Raw genomic sequence first — 21,445 nt, 5'->3', positions numbered from 1 at the left:
AACTGGCTCTGCTTGAGCGTCGCTTTGTGCGTGGTGCTCGTGTTGTAACTCGCACTTGCTTTGTAATGACTTCGCTTGCAGACCGACGAAACAGGCCACCTTCGGGTGGCTTTTTCGTGCCTGTTACGTTTTGCCCCTTTTCGCCTTTCGGTACGATCCGCCATCACTCGCCCAAATACACGCCCAGTTGCTTGAATTTCTGCACGTTTGCCCCCACCCTTAAGGAAAATCCACTTGGTCAGGATCCATGATGAACGCAAACTATATCGTCGAATTAACCGAGCATAATTTTCAGCAGATTCTCGAGTCGTCGTCTCGCACGCCGGTGCTGGTGTACTTCTGGGCGAACATGATGCCTGAAAGCGTGGAGCTTAAGCCCACGGTTGAACAAATTGCTCACGACAGCCATGGCAGCTTTACGCTGGCAACTATCGACTGTGAAGCGCAGCAGCTAATTGCCGCGCAGTTTGGCGTGCGTGCGCTGCCAACCTTGGCGCTGTTTAAAGACGGTCAACCTGTGGATGGCCTTGCCGGCCCGCAAAATGAAGAGACTGTGCGCGAGATGCTTAACAAGCATTTGCCCAGCCCGGAAGATCAAGCGTTTGAGCAAGCGCGTCAGCTCATGGCCGAAGGCAATTACACCGATGCCTTGGTGATTTTAAAGCCACTGGAAACCAGCCACGGCGATAAAGGCGAGTATAAGTTGGCGATGGCAGAATGCTTGGTCGAGACTCATCAGTTTGATGCGGCGCAAGCGCTGCTGGATACCGTGCTGATGCAAGACCAAGACGCGACCTACAAAAGTTTGGTCGCCAAGATTGAGCTGCATAACCAAGCGATTGATGCCCCTGAAATTCGCCGTCTGCAGGCCCAACTCGAAGAGAACCCAGACGATGCCAACGTCGCCTATGAGTTGGCGGTGCAATTTAATCAGATTAATCGCAGTGAAGAGGCGCTGGAGTTACTGATGAACATTCTTCGCCGCGATATGAATCATGCCGAGGGTGAAGCCAAGAAAACCCTGATGGATATTCTTACCGCGCTCGGCCAAGGCAACGAAGTGGCATCGCGTTATCGTCGTCAGCTCTACTCGCTGCTTTACTAATGGTTAGTTTGTCAGGGACGATTCAGTCTCTGACGCGCAACAACTTGAGGAGCTGGGGTCTAACTCACCTAGCTCACTGTCTCCGCGCAGTGCTTCGATGATCGGGCACTGCGCATCTCCATCACCGGGGCACGCTTGGGTGAGCGCTTGAAGGGTGGTTTTCATCGCCGCCAGTTCCGTGATTTTCTCATCAATTTCTACCAGTTTACTTTCGGCGCGCGCTTTGACATCGGCACTGCGTAACGACGGATCGCGCGATAACGCCAACAAATCCGCACTTTCTTCCAAGGTAAACCCCACCAATCGTGCACGGCGGATCATTTGCAGCTCACTCACGTGCTGCGCGCGATAGTCCCGATAGCCATTCTCCGCCCGATGCGGCGGGGTGATCAGCCCTTTTTGTTCGTAAAAACGAATGGTTTTGCTAGTTAGGCCGGTTTTCTCTGCCACTTGTTGAATTTTCATTTTGCTCGCTTGACCTTCCAGTAGCTATAAGGTTTACAGTTTAGCCTAACGAAAATTGCGACAATCGCCAACATGAATCATGTCAGGCGATAAGGAGAGGCAATGACTACCACCGACACTAATATCACCTACTACACATTGCCGCTGAGTGGCTTAAGCTGCCAAGGCTGTGTGAAAAAAGTGACAAAAGCGCTTGAGGATATCGACGGGGTTCGCATTGAGGACATTGATACCCAGTCAGTGTCATTAGAAGCCCTGGGTGAGAGCACTGAGTACCCGCTACGCCAAGCGGTTACCGCGATTGAAGCGTTCGGCTATCAGGTCGGCTACCGTCACTACTTCACCTTAAGTGGGCTAAACTGCGGCCGTTGTGTGGCCAAAGTCGAAGCAGCGCTGGACGAGCAGCCCACGGTGTTTTCTCATTCGGTGAGTAAAACAGAGGCGCACGTCCACACCAGCTTAACTGCTGATACGTTGATTAAAATGGTTGATCAGCTCGGCTATCAGGCTGAGCTTGCCACCAACGATGACCAAAGCGCTCACACTGACCATGACGCAACCTCAGACATGGACAGTGATAAAGAGTCAGACGCCGAGCCCAGTGACAGTTCACACAACCGCTCCGCCGCTTCTGGCTCTGAACAAGCGCATTCATCCAGCGATGACACCGCAAAAACTACCAACCAGACGACCCGTCAGCAATACGTATTATCAGGGATGACCTGTGCCAGCTGTGTAAGCAGTGTCGAAAACGCGATCAACAGCGTTGATGGTGTGGCCAATGTGAGTGTGAATCTGGCCGAGCGCAGTGCGATTGTAAAAGGTAATGCCGCACCTGACGCCATCGTTGAGGCCGTGGAAAACGCTGGCTATGGCGCGGAGAAAGTCGAGGATGACAATGATCGTCGCGAGCGCCAGCAGCACCAACAAGCCGCCGAGTTAAAAAACTTTAAACGCAGCACGCTCGCTGGCTTGGGCCTGGGTGGCCCGATAATGGCTTGGGGGATATTTGGTGGCAGCATGACCATTCAATCCAGCCAGGATCAGTGGGCGTGGGGCGCGGTAGCCATCCTTACCCTCTTGCTTTTGGCTACGGGTGGCCGTCACTTCTTTGCCAATGCTTGGCAAGCACTGAAGCACAAGCGTGCCACCATGGATACCTTGGTGGCGCTCGGGACAGGCGCGGCATGGCTGTATTCTACTGCGGTGGTGCTCGCCCCTGCCTTGTTCCCGGAGCAGGCGCGTCATGTGTATTTTGAAGCCTCAGCGATGATCATTGGTTTGATTAGCCTAGGCCACGCGATTGAGGCGCGTGCGCGTGCCAATACCTCCAAAGCGCTTGACCAGCTGCTTGATTTGCAGCCGCCCACGGCGCTAGTTATCGAGAACGGCCAGGAGACGGAGCGTCCGCTTGATGAAATCAAACAAGGGATGACACTGCGGGTAAAACCGGGGGCGAAAGTGCCGGTAGATGGCGAAGTGGTCGATGGCAGCAGCTATATCGATGAGTCGATGCTCACGGGTGAGCCCGTGCCGGTCAGCAAACAACAGGGAGACCCCCTGCACGCGGGGACAGTCAACCAAAAAGGGAGCTTGACGTTTAAAGCCACCGGCGTCGGTAGTGATACCATGCTGGCGCGTATTATCGATTTGGTGCGCGAAGCTCAAAGCAGTAAACCCGAGCTGGCCAAGCTTGCCGACCGCATTTCCGCGGTGTTTGTACCGATCGTGGTCGCCATTGCGTTGGTCACAGCGGCTATCTGGTATGTTGTCGGCCCCGAGCCGTCGGTCAGCTACATGCTAGTCACCGCCACCACGGTGCTAATTATCGCGTGTCCATGTGCGCTTGGCCTCGCCACGCCTTTATCGGTCACCGCGGCGGTCGGTCGCGCTGCCGAAGTCGGGGTATTGATTCGTGATGCGGATGCGCTACAAACCGCGGCAAAACTCCACACTTTGGTCTTTGATAAAACCGGGACATTGACACGCGGCCAGCCGGAAGTAACCCATGTAAAAGCGATTAACGACGACCAAGCACGCTTGATGGCGATCGCCGCCTCGCTGGAGCAACACTCCGAGCACCCGCTGGCACAGGCCATTGTTAATTATGCCAAGGCACAGGATCTCTCGCTGCCAACGTCAAACGACTTTAACAGCGAATCTGGCAAAGGGATCCAGGCGCAGATTGATGGTACGCGTTACTTCATTGGCAACCAAGCCTGGATGGACGCACAAGGGATCGAGACTTCCTCCCATCAAAGTGACATTGATGCCATGACTCAGCGTGGCGAGACCGCTATCTATCTTGCCAATACAGACAGTGTGCAAGCGCTGATTGGCGTCAGTGACCCCATTCGTGACGATGCGATTGACGCTGTGGCTAACCTGCAATCGCAAGGCCTCGAAGTGATCATGCTCTCTGGTGACCACCCTGATACCGCCAATGCCATTGGTCGTCAGCTAGGGATTGATCACGTGATTGCTGGGGTGCTACCCGATGAAAAATCGGAACAAATTCAACAGCTGCAACAGCAAGGCAAGCGCGTCGCTATGGTTGGTGATGGCATTAATGACGCCCCTGCACTTGCACAAGCCGATGTGGGTGTCGCTATGGGCAGTGGCAGTGACATTGCCATAGAAAGTGCGCAAATCACTCTAATGCACCAGCACCTCGGCGCTCTCGCCAACGCGATTGCTTTGTCTCAAGCCGCCGTGCGCAATATGAAGCAGAACCTCTTTGGTGCCTTTATTTATAACACCTTAGGGATCCCAGTCGCTGCCGGCATCCTTTACCCATTCACTGGCATGTTGCTCAGCCCAGTTATCGCAGGGGGCGCAATGGCGCTATCTTCGATTACGGTGGTGACCAACGCCAATCGACTACGTTTTTTCAAAATAAAATCAGACGATAAGTAACAAGGAGCGATAATGAAGCGTTTACAACTACTTGTAGCAACAGTGGGTCTAATGAGCGCCTCGGCAATGGCCGCGAGCGGTGTGGTGTATAAATCTCCCAGCTGTGGCTGTTGCGATGACTGGGTTGAGCATATGGAGCAAGCCGGTTTTGAGCTAGAGGTCAAATCGCATGATGATATGGCATCCATCAAGCAAGAGATGGGTGTGCCTGCCGATATGCAGTCGTGCCACACAGCACGCATCAACGGCTATGTGATTGAAGGGCATGTGCCAGCCAAAGAGGTGAAAAAACTTCTCGCTACCAATACTGGGTTAGAAGGCCTAGCAGTGGCCGGCATGCCGATGGGCTCGCCGGGTATGGAATATGGTGACCGCCACCAGCCTTACACGGTGATGGCGTTTGATGACGAAGGCAACACACAAGCCTTCCAGCATTACCCAAAACCATAAGCTCACCGTCAGCATAACGAAAAAACCCCAGCCTCTCGGCTGGGGTTTTGCGTTGGTCGGTGAAGAGGGATTCGATTGGACCGGCTTCCGGACCCCGACTAAATACGCTCTCCACTACCCGAATAGTGGTCGGTGAAGAGGGATTCGAACCCCCGACCCTCTGGTCCCAAACCAGATGCGCTACCAAACTGCGCTATTCACCGTTAATGCTTTTTACGTCAACCAAGTAACCTTCGATCACTCAGTTTTAAAATAATGGTCGGTGAAGAGGGCTTCGATGGGGCGGCCTTCCGCGCGACCGGGCTTCCGGCCTCCGACCAAATGCGCTCTCCACTACCTTAATAGTGGTCGGTGAAGAGGGATTCGAACCCCCGACCCTCTGGTCCCAAACCAGATGCGCTACCAAACTGCGCTATTCACCGACAATGTTCTTTACATCAGCCAAGCAACCCTAGATTACCGAGCTTAAAAATAGTGGTCGGTGAAGAAGGGTTCGATTGGACCGGCTTCCGGCCCCCGACCCTCTGGTCCCAAACCAGATGCGCTACCAAACTGCGCTATTCACCGACATCTCTGACAAGTTTTACGAATAGGTATCAAACTTGTCAAGCAGCTCAGTATGCGTTTAAGTGCATCCTGCCTGCTGAGGTCGCCTATCATACTCAAGCATCGCAAAACCTCAAGCCCTAGCGGCGTATTTTTTCATTCAACCACTTTAAACGGTGAAACTCGCATCAGTTGCGCGCAGTTTGTGATCAGATCGTTGTTAACAAATGTTGATAATTTGTTCGACATTTCTCTTGATCCTGATCAGTATTCAACCCGATTCCTATTGGCATCCTGATCCTACATTAACGGACACGAGGGTACAGACTATGGACTTTTGGCTTGATCTACTTTTCGGCAACGCCGTGGGCTTGTCATCCATGATTGTCATCATCTGTACATTTGGCCTGATCAGCTTTTTCGGCGGCTATTTTGTCTACAAAGTGATGACTTCCAAACCTCAATAACCTGTTTTATTGCCTACCTATCTTTAAGCAAACTTGCTTAACCTAGAGTTGCATGGTTGGTCACAGAGTGTGACTCTAGGTTTCTTTTTTTATTTTCGTTTATACTGTCCCCAAATGACTCCACGACGCACATGGCAATGTAGTGATGAGTGATAAAAACGAATTTGAGCTGTTCCGAGAAATGATGTCAGATGTCGCGCCCATCAAGCAGGACACGGTTGAGGATCAAACAGGATCGCACCAGCCTACTGAAGCCCAGCTTGCACGCCAACAGGCCGCGCAAAAATTGGCAAACAGCGACCCTGAATATCTGTCACTCGAGTACGCGCACATGGTAAAACCCGACGAGGTAATGGCCTACAAGCGTGATGGTGTTCAAGATGGGGTGTTTCGCAAGCTGCGACTCGGCAAATATGACATCAACGCACGGCTGGATCTGCACAAGATGTCATTAGAAAAAGCCCGCGATGAAATTTTACGCTTTTTAAAACAAAGCCAGCGCATGGATGTGCGCACCGTGATCATTGTGCATGGAAAAGGCGAGCGCAGTAACCCACCGGCAATGATGAAAAGCTATGTCTGTCAGTGGCTACAACAAATTTCAGACGTGCTCTGCTACCATTCGGCTCTGCGTCACCAAGGCGGTACCGGCGCGTTGTATGTGATGATCAAAAAAAGCCAAGAGAAGAAGCTAGAAACCCGCGAGCGCCATTTAAGCCACCGCCCCTAAATGCAAAAAGACTGGCTAGCTGCCAGTCTTTTTAATAACGCGTCCGTCTGCATCCCTTGCAGCGTCTCGCTATTGCAGCGTAACCACCACACGCACGGCTAATGCAATCAATACCACGCCCGAGAGCTTATCCACCCACGCGCCATGGTGACGTAGCTTGTCGACGATGGCAGGGCTGGATAACAAAAAGGCTATCAAGGTGTACCAAAGCCCATCAATCAATAATGGCGTCAACACAATCACACTACGGCTAAATAAATCCGTGCCCACCGCAACAAACTGGCTAAACAAGGCAATAAAAAACAGGGCCAGTTTGGGGTTGAGCATTGAGATCATCGCCCCATCGCGTGCCGCCTCACCTAAACTGGCGGGTTGTCCCGCTTCTAATTTAGCYGCMACCCCRCCTTTACTCAGCAAGGACTTCACCCCTAACCAAGCAAGGTAGCCAGCGCCGGCATAGGCAATAATGGTAAAGAGCAACGGGGACTGCTTAAAAATAACCGCCAACCCTAGCATGGTAATGAGCGCATAGAGGCCTACCCCCAATGCATGCGCCCATGAAGCGACAATGCCATGTAAGCGACTATTGGCAAGACTATGCTTTGCCATTACCACCAAGCTAGGACCTGGCGACATCGCCCCTAGCATACAAACCAACGCGAGCGACGCCCAAATGGTAAGTGTCATCTGTGTATCCTTCTTATTTATTCGCCAATCGCGGCATAATGCCCTGCAGTTAATGACAGCAGATCATCCGGTGAGAGTTCGATTTCCAGTCCACGCCGCCCAGCACTGACGCAAATGGTCTCAAACTGCTGTGCGGAGCTGTCGACAAATGTCGGTAACCGCTTTTTCTGGCCTAGGGGGCTGATCCCGCCCACCAGATAGCCTGTTGTGCGCTGTGCCACTTGCGGATCGGCCATGGTCGCTTTCTTGCCACCCGCCGCTTTGGCAGCGGCTTTTAGATTGAGGCTGCCCTTCACCGGGACAACCGCCACCGCCAACTGCTTGCTGTCACCATTAATACAAAACAACAGTGTTTTGAATACCCGAGCAGGGTCTTGCCCTAACGCTTGGACAGCTTCTTCTCCAAAATTAAGGTTATTGGGATCGTGCTGGTACTGGTGAACTTCAAACGCAATGCTTTGTTTTTCTGCTAATTTGATTGCAGGCGTCATCGTCTTCCCACTTGTTTGTAAACCAGCCACTAATAATTACATAAAAAAAGCGGCACCGCATCGGTACCGCTTTTTATTCTGACAATCTTGCAGCCGTTTATTTGTAAACGATCTCGCCTTGTGGCGCATAGTCGTTGACATCGATTGGGCTGTTGTCTTCCAGATAGTCTTTCAGTACTTCTGCATCAACAAAGCCGGTATTGACGTTACCAGGGTGGTTAGTCAGTTTTGGATAGCCATCGCCGCCCGCAGCATTAAAGCTTGGCACGGTGAAGCGATAGGTTTTATCCATATCAATTGGCTCACCGCCAATCTTCACGTCATGGACTTTACCGTCTTCAACGACCATCGACAGACCCGCAAATTGCGCATAGGCACCCGAATCAACTGGCTTGGTTCCTACCACATTCAGGTAATCCATCACTTCTTTACCACTCATGTCGGTATAGGTGACCATATTGCCAAATGGCTGCACTTTGAGCACGTCTTTGTAGGTGATGTCGCCGGCAATGATTGAATCACGCACACCGCCTGAGTTCATGACCGCAAAGTCGGCTTTGGCGCGCTCCATGTGAGCGGTTGCAATCAGACGACCTAAGTTAGTCTGCTGGAAGCGCACAATGTTGCGATCGCCCACTAACTTGCCGTTGCTCTCGGCAATTTTCACGCTTAGTTTCTCTTGGCCTTTGTCTTGGTAAGGCTTCAAGAAATCATACAGCGCTTGGTCTTTTTCAATTTCATCTTGAATAAAGACGCGTTTTTTCTCGCCATCAACCTTAATTTTCTTCTTCAGGTTAACCGGGATCAGGTCATAGCTAACCAGGCTAAGGTCGCCGTTTTGGAATTCAAATTCCGCTTTACCGACGTACTTACCCCACTCGTGGGCTTGCATAATCCACGCGCCATTTTGTTGGTCCGGCGTACAGGCATCACCAGGCTCGAAGCTCTTGTTATACATGTTCGGGCCTTCCATACACACCGGCTCTTGTGAGTGGCCGCCGATGATAAGGTCTAGATCACCCTCATCCATGTAACGTGCTAGCGCCACATCGCCTGGGGCGTTAACACCACTTTTACCGTCTGCGTAGTGACCCATGTGGGTCGCCGCAATAATGATGTCAGGCTTCTCGGTTTCTTTGAGCTTGGCGATCACTTTTTTCGCTTCCGCTTTCGGGTCTCGGAAATCGAGCGAGCCAATGTATTCTGGGTTACCGATTTTGGCCGTGTCTTCGGTGGTCAGACCCACAACCGCAATTTTCAACCCATTGCGCTCAAACATCTCGTAAGCCTGATACTTACGCTCACCGGTTTCTTTGTCGTAAATGTTGGCAGAAAGCATCGGGAAGTCGGCCCACTGCATTTGCTGTTCAAGCACGCTAAGCGGGTTATCGAACTCATGGTTACCGATAGCCATCGCATCGTAACCAATTTGGGTCATCCCTTTAAAATCAGGCTCCGCTTGCAGCAAGTCTGACTCTGGTACACCGGTATTGATGTCGCCGCCCGACAGTAGCAGTACTTGGCTGCCTTCCGCTTTGGCTTCTGCACGCAGATCATCAATCAAGGTTTTACGTGCTGCCATGCCGTATTCGCCATAGCGGTTGTGCCAGAAACGACCGTGGTGATCGTTAGTATGAAGAATGGTGAGTTTATACGTGGTATCTGGCGCCCAGCCTTGCTCTTGTGTCTCTGAACCAGAGTTGGCACAGCCTGCCAATGATGCAATTAACGCAGCGCTGACCGCTGCCTTTAAACAAAGACGTTCCTTCATGATCATAGACCTTTTTAGCGATGGGTAAACCACCATCGACATCATTGTCGGTGGTTATAAAACGCTATCTAGTCTAAAAGAATTGATGCTATGGTGCTGAGTGATTTCATATTTTTGTTGCTGCGATCACCTTACAACGCCTAGCTAAGGCGACTTTGGTGATCGAGACAAAATTTCTAGAGCCTGCACTCTAGACGGTTCAAAAACGGCGCAGCCTTTGCTTACCTCTCTAGGCAAGAAAAGGCTGCACCGTTAGGTGCCCACAACCGCAATTAAGCGCGACGCACTTGCCACCATCGGCGACTAATCACCGCAATCACTGCGGACGCTGCGAGGAAGAAACAGTAGTAAGAGTGACTAACAATCACCAACGGCGACAAACCAAAGCTGGCACCAAGGAGCAAGATTTGTGCGCCATAAGGGATCAGGCCTTGTACCACGCAAGAAAAGATATCCAGCAAGCTGGCACTGCGTTTGGCCGGCACCGCGTGCTCACTGGCAATGTTTTTCGCCACTTGCCCAGAGACCACAATCGCGACCGTGTTGTTGGCGGTACACAAGTTGGAAAAAGACACCAACAAGGCAATACCAAATTCACTCGCACGGGAGTGATGCGATCCACGTTTTTTCTCAAAGCGGGCGATCACTCGATTGACAGCTTGGGTCAAAAAGCTCAGCCCGCCTTGGCAGCGCATCAGCTCGGCAATTCCGCCAATCATCAGCGACAGGACAAAGATTTCTTGCATGCTGGCAAAGCCTGCTTTGACCTCTTGGCTGAAAGTCAGCAGCGTGAAGTCTGGGGTGCTCATTAACCCCACACACAGCGCCAATGCAATCCCAGCGGTGAGCACCACAAACACGTTTAATCCCGCCAGCGCCAATACAATGATCGACAAATAGGGTAATACCGCCAGATAGTTAATACTCTCTGGTGCGTCAACGGGTGCGCTTTGGTTGTTAAACACAAACAGAATAATCGCGGCAACCGCGGCGGGAATGGCTATCCCCACGTTCTCTTTGAATTTGTCACGCATGCTACAGCCTTGTGAGCGCGTTGCAGCGATGGTGGTGTCAGAGATAAAAGAAAGGTTATCACCAAACATCGCCCCGCTTAGCAGCACACCGGCCATTACGGCTGGTGCCTGCCCCGTGGCTGTCGCCATGTTCAATGCAAACGGTGCTAATGCGGCAATGGTGCCCATTGAGGTGCCCATTGCCGTTGAGATGAAAGCGGCAATCACAAATAGCCCGGGTAAGATTAAGCTTTCTGGGATCAGGGTCAGTCCGAGGTTAACCGTGGCCTCTACCCCACCCGTGGCATCGGCAACCGCGGAAAAGGCGCCAGCGAGCAAATAAATCAAGCACATGGCAATAATGTCGCCGTGCCCCATACCGCGAATAAATTGTTCAATGGCGGTGTTCAGACGCTCACGGCTCAAGCCAATGGCCAAAATCACTGCTGGCAGAATAGCAACGTGCGCAGGAAGCTGATAAAACGCGTAGTCCGCACCTTCTAGGGTAAAATACACGCCCGCCCCGATAAAAAGGGTTAAAAATAAAAGTAGGGGGAGGAGTGCGAGCGCTGAGGGTCGCGGTGTGGTGTTTGCTGATGTTGTCATGGCAGTTTTTGTAATACCTCTTTTAAAACTGTGATCAAGGTTACAGACCTCTAGCCGTCCAGTCAACAAATGGACGTCTAAACATCTAAATATCTTGATTGCTTGTCTAGATTGCTGACGGGTTGCTCAGTTAATAACTCTGAATTCGTGCTTGGGTGCACGCGACCACCTCGTCATGCCTGCCATATCGTGTGTCCGCAGGTACAAAAAAAGCTGCCATTTCGGCAGCTTTAGTATCGGTATCGATCGACCGTCAATTAGCGAATATCGATCTCTTCAAAGTTTTTAATCACATCATCCAGCGCTTTCATTTGTGCCAGGAACGGCTCAAGCTTGTCCAGTGGCAGCGCTGACGGCCCATCACAACGCGCATTGTCTGGGTCTGGGTGCGCTTCGATAAACAAACCGGCAATTTTGGTGCCTAAACCCGCACGAGCTAGATCAACCGTTTGCTGACGGCGTCCACCCGATGCCGCGCCTTGTGGATCACGGCATTGCAGCGCATGGGTGACATCAAAGATGATCGGGCTGCCGTTAGAGGCTTTTTTCATCACATCAAAGCCGAGCATATCCACCACCAAGTTATCGTAACCGTGGCAGCTACCACGCTCACACAAGATCACCTTCTCGTTACCGCACTCGGCAAACTTATCGACGATGTTGCCCACTTGTCCAGGGCTCATAAACTGGGGTTTTTTAACGTTGATCACCGCATCCGTTTTGGCCATGGCCTCAACCAAGTCAGTCTGACGTGCGAGGAAGGCCGGCAGTTGGATCACATCTGCCACTTCCGCTACGGGTGCCGCTTGATATTGCTCGTGGATGTCAGTAATCACTTTGACGCCGAAGGTGCTTTTTAGCTCTTCAAAGATCTTAAGCCCCTCTTCCATGCCTGGGCCACGGTAAGAGTGCACTGACGAGCGGTTCGCTTTGTCGAATGAAGCTTTAAACACATAGGGAATGCCAAGCTTGTCGGTGACCTTGACGTAATGCTCACATATTTGCATGGCCAAATCGCGTGACTCCAGCACATTCATGCCAGCAAACAAGGTAAACGGGCGATCATTGGCAACCGGTGTATCGCCAATGTGGACGGTTTTTTGCGTCATACAGGTATCCTTAGTCATGCGTCATCACGCATCAATGTAACGTCGGTTGCTCTTCGTTAAGCGCTTTTACTTGCATTTTTAGCAGCTCTGCTGCCGGGTCATCCGGGCATTGCTCAATAAAATACTCGTAATCAGTCGCCGCCACACGATCGCAATCCAATTGTTGGAAAATATAGCCGCGGTCGCGAATTTCGTAAGGATCATCAGGGCTAAAGGTCAGCGCCAGCTCACTACAACGCAGCGCCATGGCATACTTTTCTTCCCTTAACAAAGCACTTTTCGCCACGGTCAGCCAACGGCCGATGATGGTGGGGTTGTCACTGGACTGCAAGTGCGACGCTTCAAGCTCGGCAAGTGGCCCTTGGCTCCCTTTGAGCCAGCCACGCAAAATACGCTCGTTAACACGCTCGCCGTTAAACGGGTTGATGAAAACGGGGGCGTCCTCTAATTCATCAATACGCAGTACGAGCTGGCTGGGAAACGCCATTGGTTTAACGGGCAACGACAAGCGCTCGCACAGGTATAAGAAGACGGCGCCCAATGAGGCTGGGATCCCAGTTTTACGCTCTAACACCTTATTAATAAAAACATTGTCAGATGAAAAGTACTGCTCAATGTCTCCTTTAAATTGCCACTGGTGATAAAACAGACGACACAGGCCATCTAGGCGTAACGCCATATCAGGCTCGGCACCAAGCTGATGCTCTGCTTCGTCGGCAAGACGGTCCAGTGACGCTTTCACTTGATGCACATCGACAGACGGGTCGATGGCATGGTTGAGGGTTGCAGCCCCTTCAGCCAGTGTCAGCGCGTCTAGTTGTTGATCGGTTAATGGCATCATGCTTATCCCATTAAGTGAGGAACTTTCATAAGGGCAAGGTTAGCCGCAGCATACGCCCACCCCAGCGCACCCAAGAAGGCCACGGTGCGGAATAACTTGCCTCGGCTGTAGTGTAAGGCGACAAAGCCCAAAGCAATGTAAGCTAAGACACAGGTCAGCTTTTCAGTCAGCCACGCGCCAGATTCGGTGAAGGGAATAAACCCGGTCACAAAAATCAGCGCAACACCGGTGCTTAGTAATAGGGTATCGACCACGTGCGGGGTGACCTTAACCCATTTTTTATTCATCATCTCACTGCCACGCATCACCCAGATAAATCGGATCACGAATAACGAAAGGCTTAACACCACGGTCAATAAGTGGGTGTGCTTGAGGGCCATGTAGATCATAACGATTCCTGCTTCCTATCAGTGTCAGTTAAAGTCGCTGTGCCAAGGTGACTCTATCGAGCCCAGCGTAGTCTTGTTGTGTTTTGGCATCGGGCCAGCCGGCGTCTTTCCATGCCGCCCGGACCGCTTCGCCTTGATTGTAACCATGCTCGACCATCAACCAGCCCCCATCGACCAGGTACGTGGACGCAATTTTACCGATATGACGAATCGCGGCTAAGCCACTTTCTTCGGCTACCAAGGCACTGGCAGGCTCAAAGCGGACATCGCCTTGCTGAAGGTGTGGATCATCGCCATCAATGTACGGTGGGTTACTCACAATCACGTCAAACCGATTCATATCACTGAGTGCGCTGAACCAGTCGCTTTGAATAAAATGTGCGTTTGAGAGGTGGTTGTCGTGCGCATTTCGGCTTGCCAAGGCCACCGCTTCAGGCATCAAGTCAACCCCCACGACAGTGATATCGGGGCGCTCGCTGGCAATGGCTAAGGCCACGGCGCCCGTCCCTGTACCTAAATCCAGTACACGACAAGGCGTCGGAGGTAGCACGGCCAGCGCTTGCTCCACCAGCAGCTCGGTTTCCGGGCGCGGGATCAAGGTCGCCGGTGAGACACTCAGTCGTAGCGTCCAAAAATCGCGATAACCCAAAATATACGCCACGGGCTCACCTTGGAGGCGACGAGCAAACAACTGACGAAATTGCGCCAATTGTGCTGCAGTGAGTTTGCGCTCTGGCCAGGTGTAAAGGTAACTGCTTGGCTGTCCTAACACATGGCAGAGCAACGCCCTGACGTCGACGCCTGCAGAGCCGCCCGATAAGGCGGTCAGCTCTGTGGTGCTATCGGCCAGTAATGCGCTGATCGTTGCTGTCATTACTGCTGCTCAGACAAAGCGGCAAGTTGGTCGGCTTGGTGCTCTTGAATCACCGGGTCGACCAAGCTATCCAGGTCACCTTGCATCACATCGTCGAGGCGATACAAAGTCAGGTTGATTCGGTGATCCGACACCCGCCCTTGCGGATAGTTGTAGGTGCGAATCCGGTCTGAGCGGTCGCCCGAACCCAGCAGATTACGACGGGTTGACGCCTCTTCTGCGGCGCGTTTTTCTTCTTCCGCTTTAATCAAGCGTGCTGCCAATACCGACATCGCTTTGGCGCGGTTTTTGTGCTGTGAGCGCTCATCCTGACATTCCACCACAGTGCCAGTCGGCAAGTGAGTAATACGAATCGCAGAATCTGTGGTGTTGACGTGCTGACCACCGGCACCGGATGCACGGAAGGTGTCAACTTTCAGATCGGCTGGATTAATCTCTGGCGCTTCCGCTTCTGGGATTTCTGGCAAAATCGCTACAGTACAGGCCGAGGTATGCACGCGCCCTTGTGACTCAGTGGCTGGCACGCGTTGTACACGATGGCCGCCAGATTCAAACTTCAGCACACCATACGCGCCTTCACCGGCAACACGGGCAATCACTTCTTTAAAGCCGCCGTGCTCCCCTTCACTGGCACTAATAATTTCCAGTTTCCAGCCGCGTTGCTCAGCATAACGGCTATACATGCGGAATAAATCCCCAGCAAAAATCCCAGCTTCATCTCCACCGGCACCGGCACGAATTTCCAGGAAGCAGTTGCGGTCATCGTTCGGATCTTTTGGCAGCAGCAGGATCTGGAGCTGATCGGTCAGTGATGCAATGGTTTGTTCAGCCTGCGCCACTTCTTCTTGCGCCATTTCACGCATCTCTGCGTCATCTTCGTTGGCCATCTCTTTTGCAGCCGCTAAGTCTTCTTGCGCTTGCTTGAACTCAGTGAAGCACTTGATCACCTCTTCCAGCTGCGAATACTCTTTCGACAACGCGCGGAATTTGTTCTGATCATTAATGATGTCTGGGGTGCCGAGCAGGTGCTGGACTTCTTCGTAACGCTCAGATAGCGACTCTAGCTTGGCTAATATTGATGCTTTCATATGTCTCTTCGTTAGTTGTCACTGTCCAGCCCCAGACAAACACGCATCACCGCCAGTTTATCTGGTTCACCATTTTGTGCAGCTTGCTGCATCGCCTGCGTGGGGGGGTGGATCAGTTTATTGGTCAGACGGTTACTCAGCTGGCGTAATACGCTTTCTGCGTCAGCGCCATTGGCTAGAGCCTGAATACTTTGCTCCAATTCCGCCTGTTTAATGTGTTCAGACTGTGTACGATACTGCTTGATACTGTCTACCGCTTCGCGTGAGCGCAGCCAGCGCATAAAATCAGCACTCTCTTCGGTCACAATCACTTCGGCTTGAATCGCCGCTAACTTTCGCTGCTCGCGGTTGTGCTCCACAATCGACTGTAAGTCATCCACGCTGTATAGGTACGCGTCAGCAAGATTGCCTACAGCCTCATCAATATCACGCGGGACAGCTATATCAATCAGCAACATGGGTTGGTGACGCCGCTGTTTCAAGGCTTTTTCTACCATCGCCTTTTCAATCAATGGCATAGGCGCCGCCGTCGAGCTAATCACAATGTCAGCGTGGCAGAGTTGCTCTTCAAGGGCATCGAGCCCCGACACTTTCGCGTCAAATTGCTCGGCAAGTGCCTGCGCGCGTGATTGTGTGCGGTTAGCAAAAATAATCTGACTGCATTGGTGCTCTTTTAAATGCCTGGCCACCAGTTCAATGGTCTCGCCAGCGCCCACGAGCAAGGTGGTTACGTCGGATAACGACTCAAAAATCTGGCGCGCCAATGTGCAAGCAGCAAAGGCCACTGACACCGCATTGCCGCCAATCTCGGTCTCGGTACGGATCCGCTTCGCCACCGCAAAGGCTTTATGAAACAATTTCTCCAATGAGCCAGAAATCATTCCCGCGTCACCGGCACTGGCGTACGCTTGCTTCACTTGCCCCAGTATTTGCGGCTCGCCTAACACCAAGGAGTCTAACCCGCACGCCACCCGCATCAAGTGCTTCACCGCAGATTGCTCTTCATGGTAATAAATGCTGGCCATTAGGCTGTCGCTACTGAGCTGATGAAAGCGCGTTAGCCATTCAACCAATACCCCGACACCCGGCTGGTTTAACTCAGCATAAATCTCAGTACGGTTGCAGGTTGAAACGATCACGCAACTGCGCACCTGCGGATGCTCGGAAAGCTGCCCTAACGCCTGCTCAAGTTGTTGCGGCGAAAAGGCGACCTTTTCCCGCAGCTCGACGGGGGCCGTTTTGTGATTAATTCCGAGAACTAACAGGCTCATGAAGCGTTGTTACCGACAGCACCAGTAAGGATTGGAGCGGAGGATTTTACTTGATGCCCCCCGCGAATTAAAGCGAACATTGTATCGCAGCATTTTCGTGGCACGGAAATGTGAAGCCTCGCGAGATCGATGTAAAGGTGTACAACCACAAACATTCCTTTCTTTCCTCCACACAACCAAGCGCTTGACTGGCTTCTCTCCATCCGGCGCTTGTGGCAAAGTAGCGTTACACAACGATTGGGGTCGACTAACGWCAACAACCGGTCGGTTGACGAAAACAAAAAGGATACTCGGTTTGATGTTCTCCTCTGTACGCGTGAGCGTCTTGGCACTGTTTTTAGCGCTACTCGCGGGGTGTGCCACCGCGCCAGCCCCGACCACGGAATGGCAAAGCCATCACGATGCCCTTGCGTCGATAGATAGCTACACGGCACGCGGAAAGGTCGCATTTATTGCCCCTAGCACGCGCTTTTCCGCCAATCTCTATTGGCAACATACCCCCGAGCAGTCTCAACTGCGCCTGACCAATTTTCTCGGGACTACCTTGCTGTCGTTAACCATGAATGAACAAGGTGCGGTCTTGATTGATGACCAAGGTAAGCGCTATCAAGATACCGATCCGGCCCGTTTGGTCGCCTATTTGACTGGTGCACACTTGCCTATCGACGCGCTTGCGCCTTGGCTCATTGGACTACCACGCGCACAAGATGGTTTTTCGCTGGGGCCAGACAACCGTGTCGCGATCCTCAAAGGGTCGCAAGGCTGGGACATTGACTATCAAGATTACCGTGCTGATACGCAGCCTGCGCTACCCACACGTATTACCCTGACCCGAGACCAGCAAACCGTTAAGTTGATGATTTCTGATTGGACGCTCGATAATGACTAAACCCACCTTTTGGCCCGCGCCAGCCAAACTTAACTTATTTCTCTACATCACTGGCCGTCGTGACAATGGCTATCATGAGCTGCAAACCCTGTTTCAGTTTCTCGACCATGGCGACACGCTGACTATTACGCCAAACACAAGTGGTAAGATCAGCCTCAGCCCCGCAATAGAGGGAGTCAGTGAACATGACAACTTGATTGTCAAAGCCGCGAAAACGTTGCAGCAGCATACCGGGTGCCAACAAGGTGCGCACATCGATGTAGAAAAACGCCTTCCTATGGGCGGCGGTCTGGGCGGTGGATCATCCGATGCCGCCACCACGTTAGTCGCGCTCAATCATTTGTGGCAAACCCAACTCAGCCAACAAACGCTGGCGCAACTGGGCCTGACGCTGGGCGCTGATGTACCGATTTTCATTTATGGCCAGGCGGCAGTGGCTGAAGGCATTGGAGAAGTCTTTACGCCGGTCACGCCACACGAGAAATACTACTTGGTGGTAAAACCTGACGTGTCTATTTCCACCGCTGCAATTTTTACTCACCCTCAGTTGCAACGAAACACGCCAAAGCGCACAGTTTCTGCGCTAATGGCACAAAAATACGAAAACGATTGCGAAAAGATAGCCCGTAAACAATTCCCCGAGGTTGATAAGGCTGTTTCGTGGCTGCTAGAATACGCGCCGTCTAGGATGACTGGGACAGGCGCGTGCGTGTTTGCCGAGTTTGACACCGCACAAGATGCCCAGGCCACACTCGACACTATGCCTAACTGGCTGACAGGGTTTGTTGCACGTGGGTTGAATCGTTCACCCCTACTTGATGCGCTGCAGCAACAAACCGTCGGTCAGTGACTACTAAATGGATGCAACCCGAGGTTTCCACCGTGCCTGATATGAAGCTGTTCGCTGGTAACGCGACACCCGTTCTCGCCCAACGTATCGCAAACCGTCTTTACATGTCACTGGGTGACGCCACTGTAGGCCGTTTTTCTGACGGTGAAGTGTGCGTTCAGATTAACGAGAATGTGCGCGGTAGTGACGTGTTCGTCCTCCAGTCCACCTGCGCCCCGACCAATGACAACTTAATGGAACTGGTCGTGATGATAGACGCGTTTCGACGTGCATCGGCTGGCCGCATAACCGCTGTGATCCCTTACTTTGGTTATGCCCGTCAAGACCGCCGCGTCCGCTCCTCTCGTGTTCCTATCACCGCAAAAGTCATTGCAGATTTCCTTTCTAACGTGGGTGTTGACCGCGTCCTTACCGTCGATCTCCACGCTGAACAAATCCAAGGCTTCTTCGACGTGCCTGTCGATAACATCTTTGGTACCCCTGTTCTGCTTGAAGACATGCTGGCGAAGAACCTGGAAGATCCCGTGGTTGTGTCTCCTGACATTGGCGGCGTGGTGCGCGCACGCGCCACTGCGAAACTACTGGATGACACTGACATCGCGATTATCGACAAGCGCCGTCCACGTGCCAACGTCTCACAAGTTATGCACTTGATTGGCGATGTTGAAGGGCGTGACTGCATCATCGTTGATGACATGATTGATACCGGTGGCACCCTGTGTAAAGCCGCCGAAGCACTGAAAAATCGTGGCGCTAAGCGCGTCTTCGCGTACGCGACTCACCCCGTTTTCTCTGGCGATGCTCCGAAGAATATCGCTGAGTCTGTGATTGATGAAATCGTGGTGACTGACTCTACTCCACTGAGCGCCGAGATCCAGGCCACAGGCCGCGTATCGCAATTAACGCTCTCTGGCATGCTGGCCGAAGCGATTCGCCGCATCAGCAACGAAGAGTCTATCTCTGCGATGTTTAACTCGTAAGTTAGCCACCAGGCATTGAGTTAACCACAGCAACAGCGCCTAAGCGCCCTGCCCTTGTGCAGGGTGTTTTTTTATCTGCCATTTGCCGGTGCTGGCTCGACCCTTTAGTCACAACAATGGTAGGATATGTCGCCTTTTTGCGTGGGCGCGATGCTCACCGGCTACGATGAGTAGACAGATAGCGAGAAACGTCGTGAGTAATCAGATCCGCTTACTAGTTGGATTGGCCAATCCAGGGCCAGAATATGCCCAAACACGCCATAACGCGGGCGCTTGGGTCGTGCAAGAGCTTGCGCGGATCCACAATGCGCCGTTGAAAGAAGAAAAAAAATTCTTTGGTTTGACGGGCCGTATCAATGTCCACGGACACGATCTGCGCTTGTTGATCCCAACCACGTACATGAATTTGTCCGGGAAAGCCGTGCAAGCACTGGCGAATTTTTACAATATTCCCGTCGACGCCATCATGGTGGCGCACGACGAACTAGACTTACCACCCGGTGTGGCCAAGTTTAAACAAGGTGGTGGGCACGGTGGCCATAATGGCCTGCGTGACATCATCAGCAAACTGGCAAATGATAAATCATTTTATCGACTCCGGATTGGTGTTGGCCATCCGGGTCACAAGGATAAGGTGGCGGGATATGTGCTTACCAAAGCCCCCGCCAATGAGCAAAGCCTGTTAGAACAGGCCACTGACGAGGCTGTTCGCAGCCTTGAAATACTGCTCAAAGACGATCTTGCTAAAGCGCAAAATCGTTTACATACCTTCAAAGCACAGTAATTTTGATTAAAGGGTTACCATCTCATGGGTTTTAAATGTGGCATCGTGGGCCTACCAAACGTAGGTAAATCCACACTATTTAACGCACTGACCAAAGCGGGCATTGACGCCGCTAACTTTCCATTTTGTACCATCGAGCCAAACACAGGCGTGGTGCCTGTGCCTGACTTACGCTTGGATGCGTTAGCCAAGATTGTGAACCCACAAAAAGTGCTACCGACCACCATGGAGTTTGTCGATATCGCCGGCTTGGTCGCGGGTGCATCACGCGGTGAAGGCCTGGGTAACAAATTCCTGGCTAACATCCGTGAAACCGACGCCATTGGCCATGTGGTGCGCTGTTTTGAGAATGACAATATCGTCCATGTGTCGGGCAAAGTCGACCCTGCTGATGACATTGCCGTGATTAACACCGAACTGGCGCTCGCCGATTTAGAAAGCTGTGAGCGCGCAATGCAGCGCAACGCTAAAAAAGCCAAAGGCGGCGATAAAGACGCCAAGTTTGAGCTGACGGTATTGGAAAAACTGCTGCCCGTGCTGGAAGAAGGCAACATGTTGCGCTCGGTCGAGTTGAGCAAAGAAGAAGCAGCCGCAGTGCAGTATCTTAACTTCTTGACGCTCAAACCCACCATGTACATTGCCAACGTTAACGACGATGGCTTTGAAAACAACCCTTACCTCGACAAAGTACGTGAGATTGCCGCGCAAGAAGGTGCCACTGTGGTAGCCGTGTGTGCGGAAATTGAGGGCGAAATTGCCGAGCTGGACGCTGAAGAAGCGGCCGCGTTCCTGGATGAAATGGGCCTTGAAGAGCCAGGCCTTAATCGCGTTATTCGCGCCGGTTACGAGCTGCTTACCTTGCATACCTATTTCACCGCAGGGGTGAAAGAAGTGCGCGCCTGGACAGTGCCGATTGGCTCTACCGCGCCACAAGCGGCAGGTAAAATCCACACCGACTTTGAAAAAGGCTTTATCCGCGCCGAAGTCGTTGGCTATGATGATTACATTGCTAACAATGGCGAAAGCGGTGCCAAAGATGCAGGTAAGTGGCGTCTTGAAGGCAAAGAGTACATTGTTAAAGACGGCGATGTCATTCACTTCCGTTTCAACGTTTAACGCGCAA

Annotated in this window: 21 protein-coding genes and 3 tRNA genes; 10 read left to right on the top strand and 14 right to left on the bottom strand. The window is 52.2% G+C overall.

Annotation, left to right across the window (positions count from 1 at the left end; translation table 11 throughout):
• The first annotated feature begins 250 nt into the window (after positions 1-250).
• Entirely contained in the window at positions 251-1,105 is an 855-nt protein-coding gene (locus BZG23_RS00640) for a co-chaperone YbbN (RefSeq protein ID WP_077606006.1), read from the top strand.
• A 3-nt stretch (positions 1,106-1,108) separates the two neighbouring features.
• Here the strand turns inward: BZG23_RS00640 and cueR are convergent, their stop codons facing one another.
• Positions 1,109-1,570 carry a Cu(I)-responsive transcriptional regulator gene (gene cueR / locus BZG23_RS00635; protein WP_077605849.1) on the bottom strand — a complete coding sequence of 154 codons (462 nt, stop codon included), beginning with the start codon at positions 1,568-1,570 and terminating at the stop codon, positions 1,109-1,111.
• A 102-nt stretch (positions 1,571-1,672) separates the two neighbouring features.
• Between cueR and BZG23_RS00630 the strand changes: the two genes are divergently transcribed.
• Complete coding sequence (locus BZG23_RS00630) at positions 1,673-4,486, top strand: cation transporter (protein ID WP_077605848.1); 2,814 nt, start codon at positions 1,673-1,675, stop codon at positions 4,484-4,486.
• Between the two features lie 12 nt (positions 4,487-4,498).
• A complete protein-coding gene (locus BZG23_RS00625; RefSeq protein ID WP_077605847.1) occupies positions 4,499-4,936 on the top strand; it encodes a DUF411 domain-containing protein in 438 nt (145 codons plus the stop codon).
• A 126-nt stretch (positions 4,937-5,062) separates the two neighbouring features.
• Here BZG23_RS00625 and BZG23_RS00620 read toward each other — a convergent pair.
• The 3 genes from BZG23_RS00620 to BZG23_RS00610 form a co-directional block, all read right to left on the bottom strand.
• A tRNA-Pro gene (locus BZG23_RS00620) sits at positions 5,063-5,139 on the bottom strand.
• 142 nt (positions 5,140-5,281) lie between these two features.
• Positions 5,282-5,358 (bottom strand) — tRNA-Pro (locus BZG23_RS00615).
• A 53-nt stretch (positions 5,359-5,411) separates the two neighbouring features.
• Positions 5,412-5,503, bottom strand: a tRNA-Pro gene (locus BZG23_RS00610).
• A gap of 308 nt (positions 5,504-5,811) precedes the next feature.
• On the opposite strand from BZG23_RS00610, the gene BZG23_RS00605 reads away from it, so the two are divergent.
• Both BZG23_RS00605 and smrA read left to right on the top strand, forming a co-directional pair.
• Positions 5,812-5,949: a DUF3149 domain-containing protein gene (locus BZG23_RS00605; protein ID WP_046073685.1), complete on the top strand. Its 138-nt coding sequence runs from the start codon at positions 5,812-5,814 to the stop codon at positions 5,947-5,949.
• Between the two features lie 145 nt (positions 5,950-6,094).
• The gene (gene smrA / locus BZG23_RS00600) at positions 6,095-6,679 is read left to right on the top strand and encodes a DNA endonuclease SmrA (RefSeq protein ID WP_077605846.1); all 585 of its coding nucleotides are present in this window, start codon (positions 6,095-6,097) and stop codon (positions 6,677-6,679) included.
• 69 nt (positions 6,680-6,748) lie between these two features.
• Here the strand turns inward: smrA and BZG23_RS00595 are convergent, their stop codons facing one another.
• The 10 genes from BZG23_RS00595 to hemA form a co-directional block, all read right to left on the bottom strand.
• Entirely contained in the window at positions 6,749-7,366 is a 618-nt protein-coding gene (locus BZG23_RS00595) for a LysE family translocator (protein ID WP_077605845.1), read from the bottom strand.
• Between the two features lie 17 nt (positions 7,367-7,383).
• Entirely contained in the window at positions 7,384-7,857 is a 474-nt protein-coding gene (gene ybaK / locus BZG23_RS00590; RefSeq protein ID WP_077485376.1) for a Cys-tRNA(Pro) deacylase, read from the bottom strand.
• Between the two features lie 97 nt (positions 7,858-7,954).
• Positions 7,955-9,628: a bifunctional UDP-sugar hydrolase/5'-nucleotidase UshA gene (gene ushA, locus BZG23_RS00585; RefSeq protein WP_077605844.1), complete on the bottom strand. Its 1,674-nt coding sequence runs from the start codon at positions 9,626-9,628 to the stop codon at positions 7,955-7,957.
• A 272-nt stretch (positions 9,629-9,900) separates the two neighbouring features.
• A complete protein-coding gene (locus BZG23_RS00580; protein WP_077605843.1) occupies positions 9,901-11,247 on the bottom strand; it encodes a Na+/H+ antiporter NhaC family protein in 1,347 nt (448 codons plus the stop codon).
• Positions 11,248-11,504: 257 nt separating this feature from the next.
• Positions 11,505-12,356, bottom strand: coding sequence for a 3-deoxy-8-phosphooctulonate synthase (gene kdsA / locus BZG23_RS00575; protein ID WP_069361079.1), 852 nt, complete (start codon positions 12,354-12,356; stop codon positions 11,505-11,507).
• Positions 12,357-12,387: 31 nt separating this feature from the next.
• The gene (locus BZG23_RS00570) at positions 12,388-13,197 is read right to left on the bottom strand and encodes a SirB1 family protein (RefSeq protein ID WP_077605842.1); all 810 of its coding nucleotides are present in this window, start codon (positions 13,195-13,197) and stop codon (positions 12,388-12,390) included.
• A gap of 2 nt (positions 13,198-13,199) precedes the next feature.
• Positions 13,200-13,583 carry a SirB2 family protein gene (locus BZG23_RS00565; RefSeq protein WP_077606005.1) on the bottom strand — a complete coding sequence of 128 codons (384 nt, stop codon included), beginning with the start codon at positions 13,581-13,583 and terminating at the stop codon, positions 13,200-13,202.
• 31 nt (positions 13,584-13,614) lie between these two features.
• On the bottom strand, positions 13,615-14,460 hold the full coding sequence (prmC, locus tag BZG23_RS00560) for a peptide chain release factor N(5)-glutamine methyltransferase (protein WP_077605841.1): 846 nt from the start codon (positions 14,458-14,460) through the stop codon (positions 13,615-13,617).
• A complete protein-coding gene (gene prfA, locus BZG23_RS00555) occupies positions 14,460-15,548 on the bottom strand; it encodes a peptide chain release factor 1 (RefSeq protein WP_077605840.1) in 1,089 nt (362 codons plus the stop codon). Before prfA ends, prmC begins: the two co-directional genes overlap by 1 nt.
• 11 nt (positions 15,549-15,559) lie before the next feature.
• Positions 15,560-16,819, bottom strand: coding sequence for a glutamyl-tRNA reductase (gene hemA / locus BZG23_RS00550; RefSeq protein ID WP_077605839.1), 1,260 nt, complete (start codon positions 16,817-16,819; stop codon positions 15,560-15,562).
• Between the two features lie 298 nt (positions 16,820-17,117).
• Between hemA and lolB the strand changes: the two genes are divergently transcribed.
• From lolB to ychF, 5 genes are all read left to right on the top strand, one after another.
• On the top strand, positions 17,118-17,708 hold the full coding sequence (gene lolB, locus BZG23_RS00545; RefSeq protein ID WP_077605838.1) for a lipoprotein insertase outer membrane protein LolB: 591 nt from the start codon (positions 17,118-17,120) through the stop codon (positions 17,706-17,708).
• Positions 17,701-18,558 (top strand): 4-(cytidine 5'-diphospho)-2-C-methyl-D-erythritol kinase, encoded by an 858-nt coding sequence (gene ispE, locus BZG23_RS00540; protein WP_077605837.1) that lies wholly within the window; start codon positions 17,701-17,703, stop codon positions 18,556-18,558. The genes lolB and ispE overlap by 8 nt, the downstream gene beginning before the upstream one ends.
• Before the next feature lie 32 nt (positions 18,559-18,590).
• Positions 18,591-19,538: a ribose-phosphate pyrophosphokinase gene (locus BZG23_RS00535; protein ID WP_046073862.1), complete on the top strand. Its 948-nt coding sequence runs from the start codon at positions 18,591-18,593 to the stop codon at positions 19,536-19,538.
• Between the two features lie 193 nt (positions 19,539-19,731).
• Entirely contained in the window at positions 19,732-20,322 is a 591-nt protein-coding gene (gene pth, locus BZG23_RS16630; RefSeq protein WP_077771035.1) for an aminoacyl-tRNA hydrolase, read from the top strand.
• 24 nt (positions 20,323-20,346) lie between these two features.
• Positions 20,347-21,438 (top strand): redox-regulated ATPase YchF, encoded by a 1,092-nt coding sequence (gene ychF, locus BZG23_RS16625; RefSeq protein ID WP_077599572.1) that lies wholly within the window; start codon positions 20,347-20,349, stop codon positions 21,436-21,438.
• Positions 21,439-21,445: the final 7 nt, after the last annotated feature.

It is taken from the genome of Salinivibrio sp. ML290 (assembly GCF_001995695.1).
Taxonomy (GTDB): domain Bacteria; phylum Pseudomonadota; class Gammaproteobacteria; order Enterobacterales; family Vibrionaceae; genus Salinivibrio; species Salinivibrio siamensis.
The sequence above is the reverse complement of the archived record's forward strand: the minus strand, read 5'-3'. Positions and strand labels throughout refer to the sequence as shown.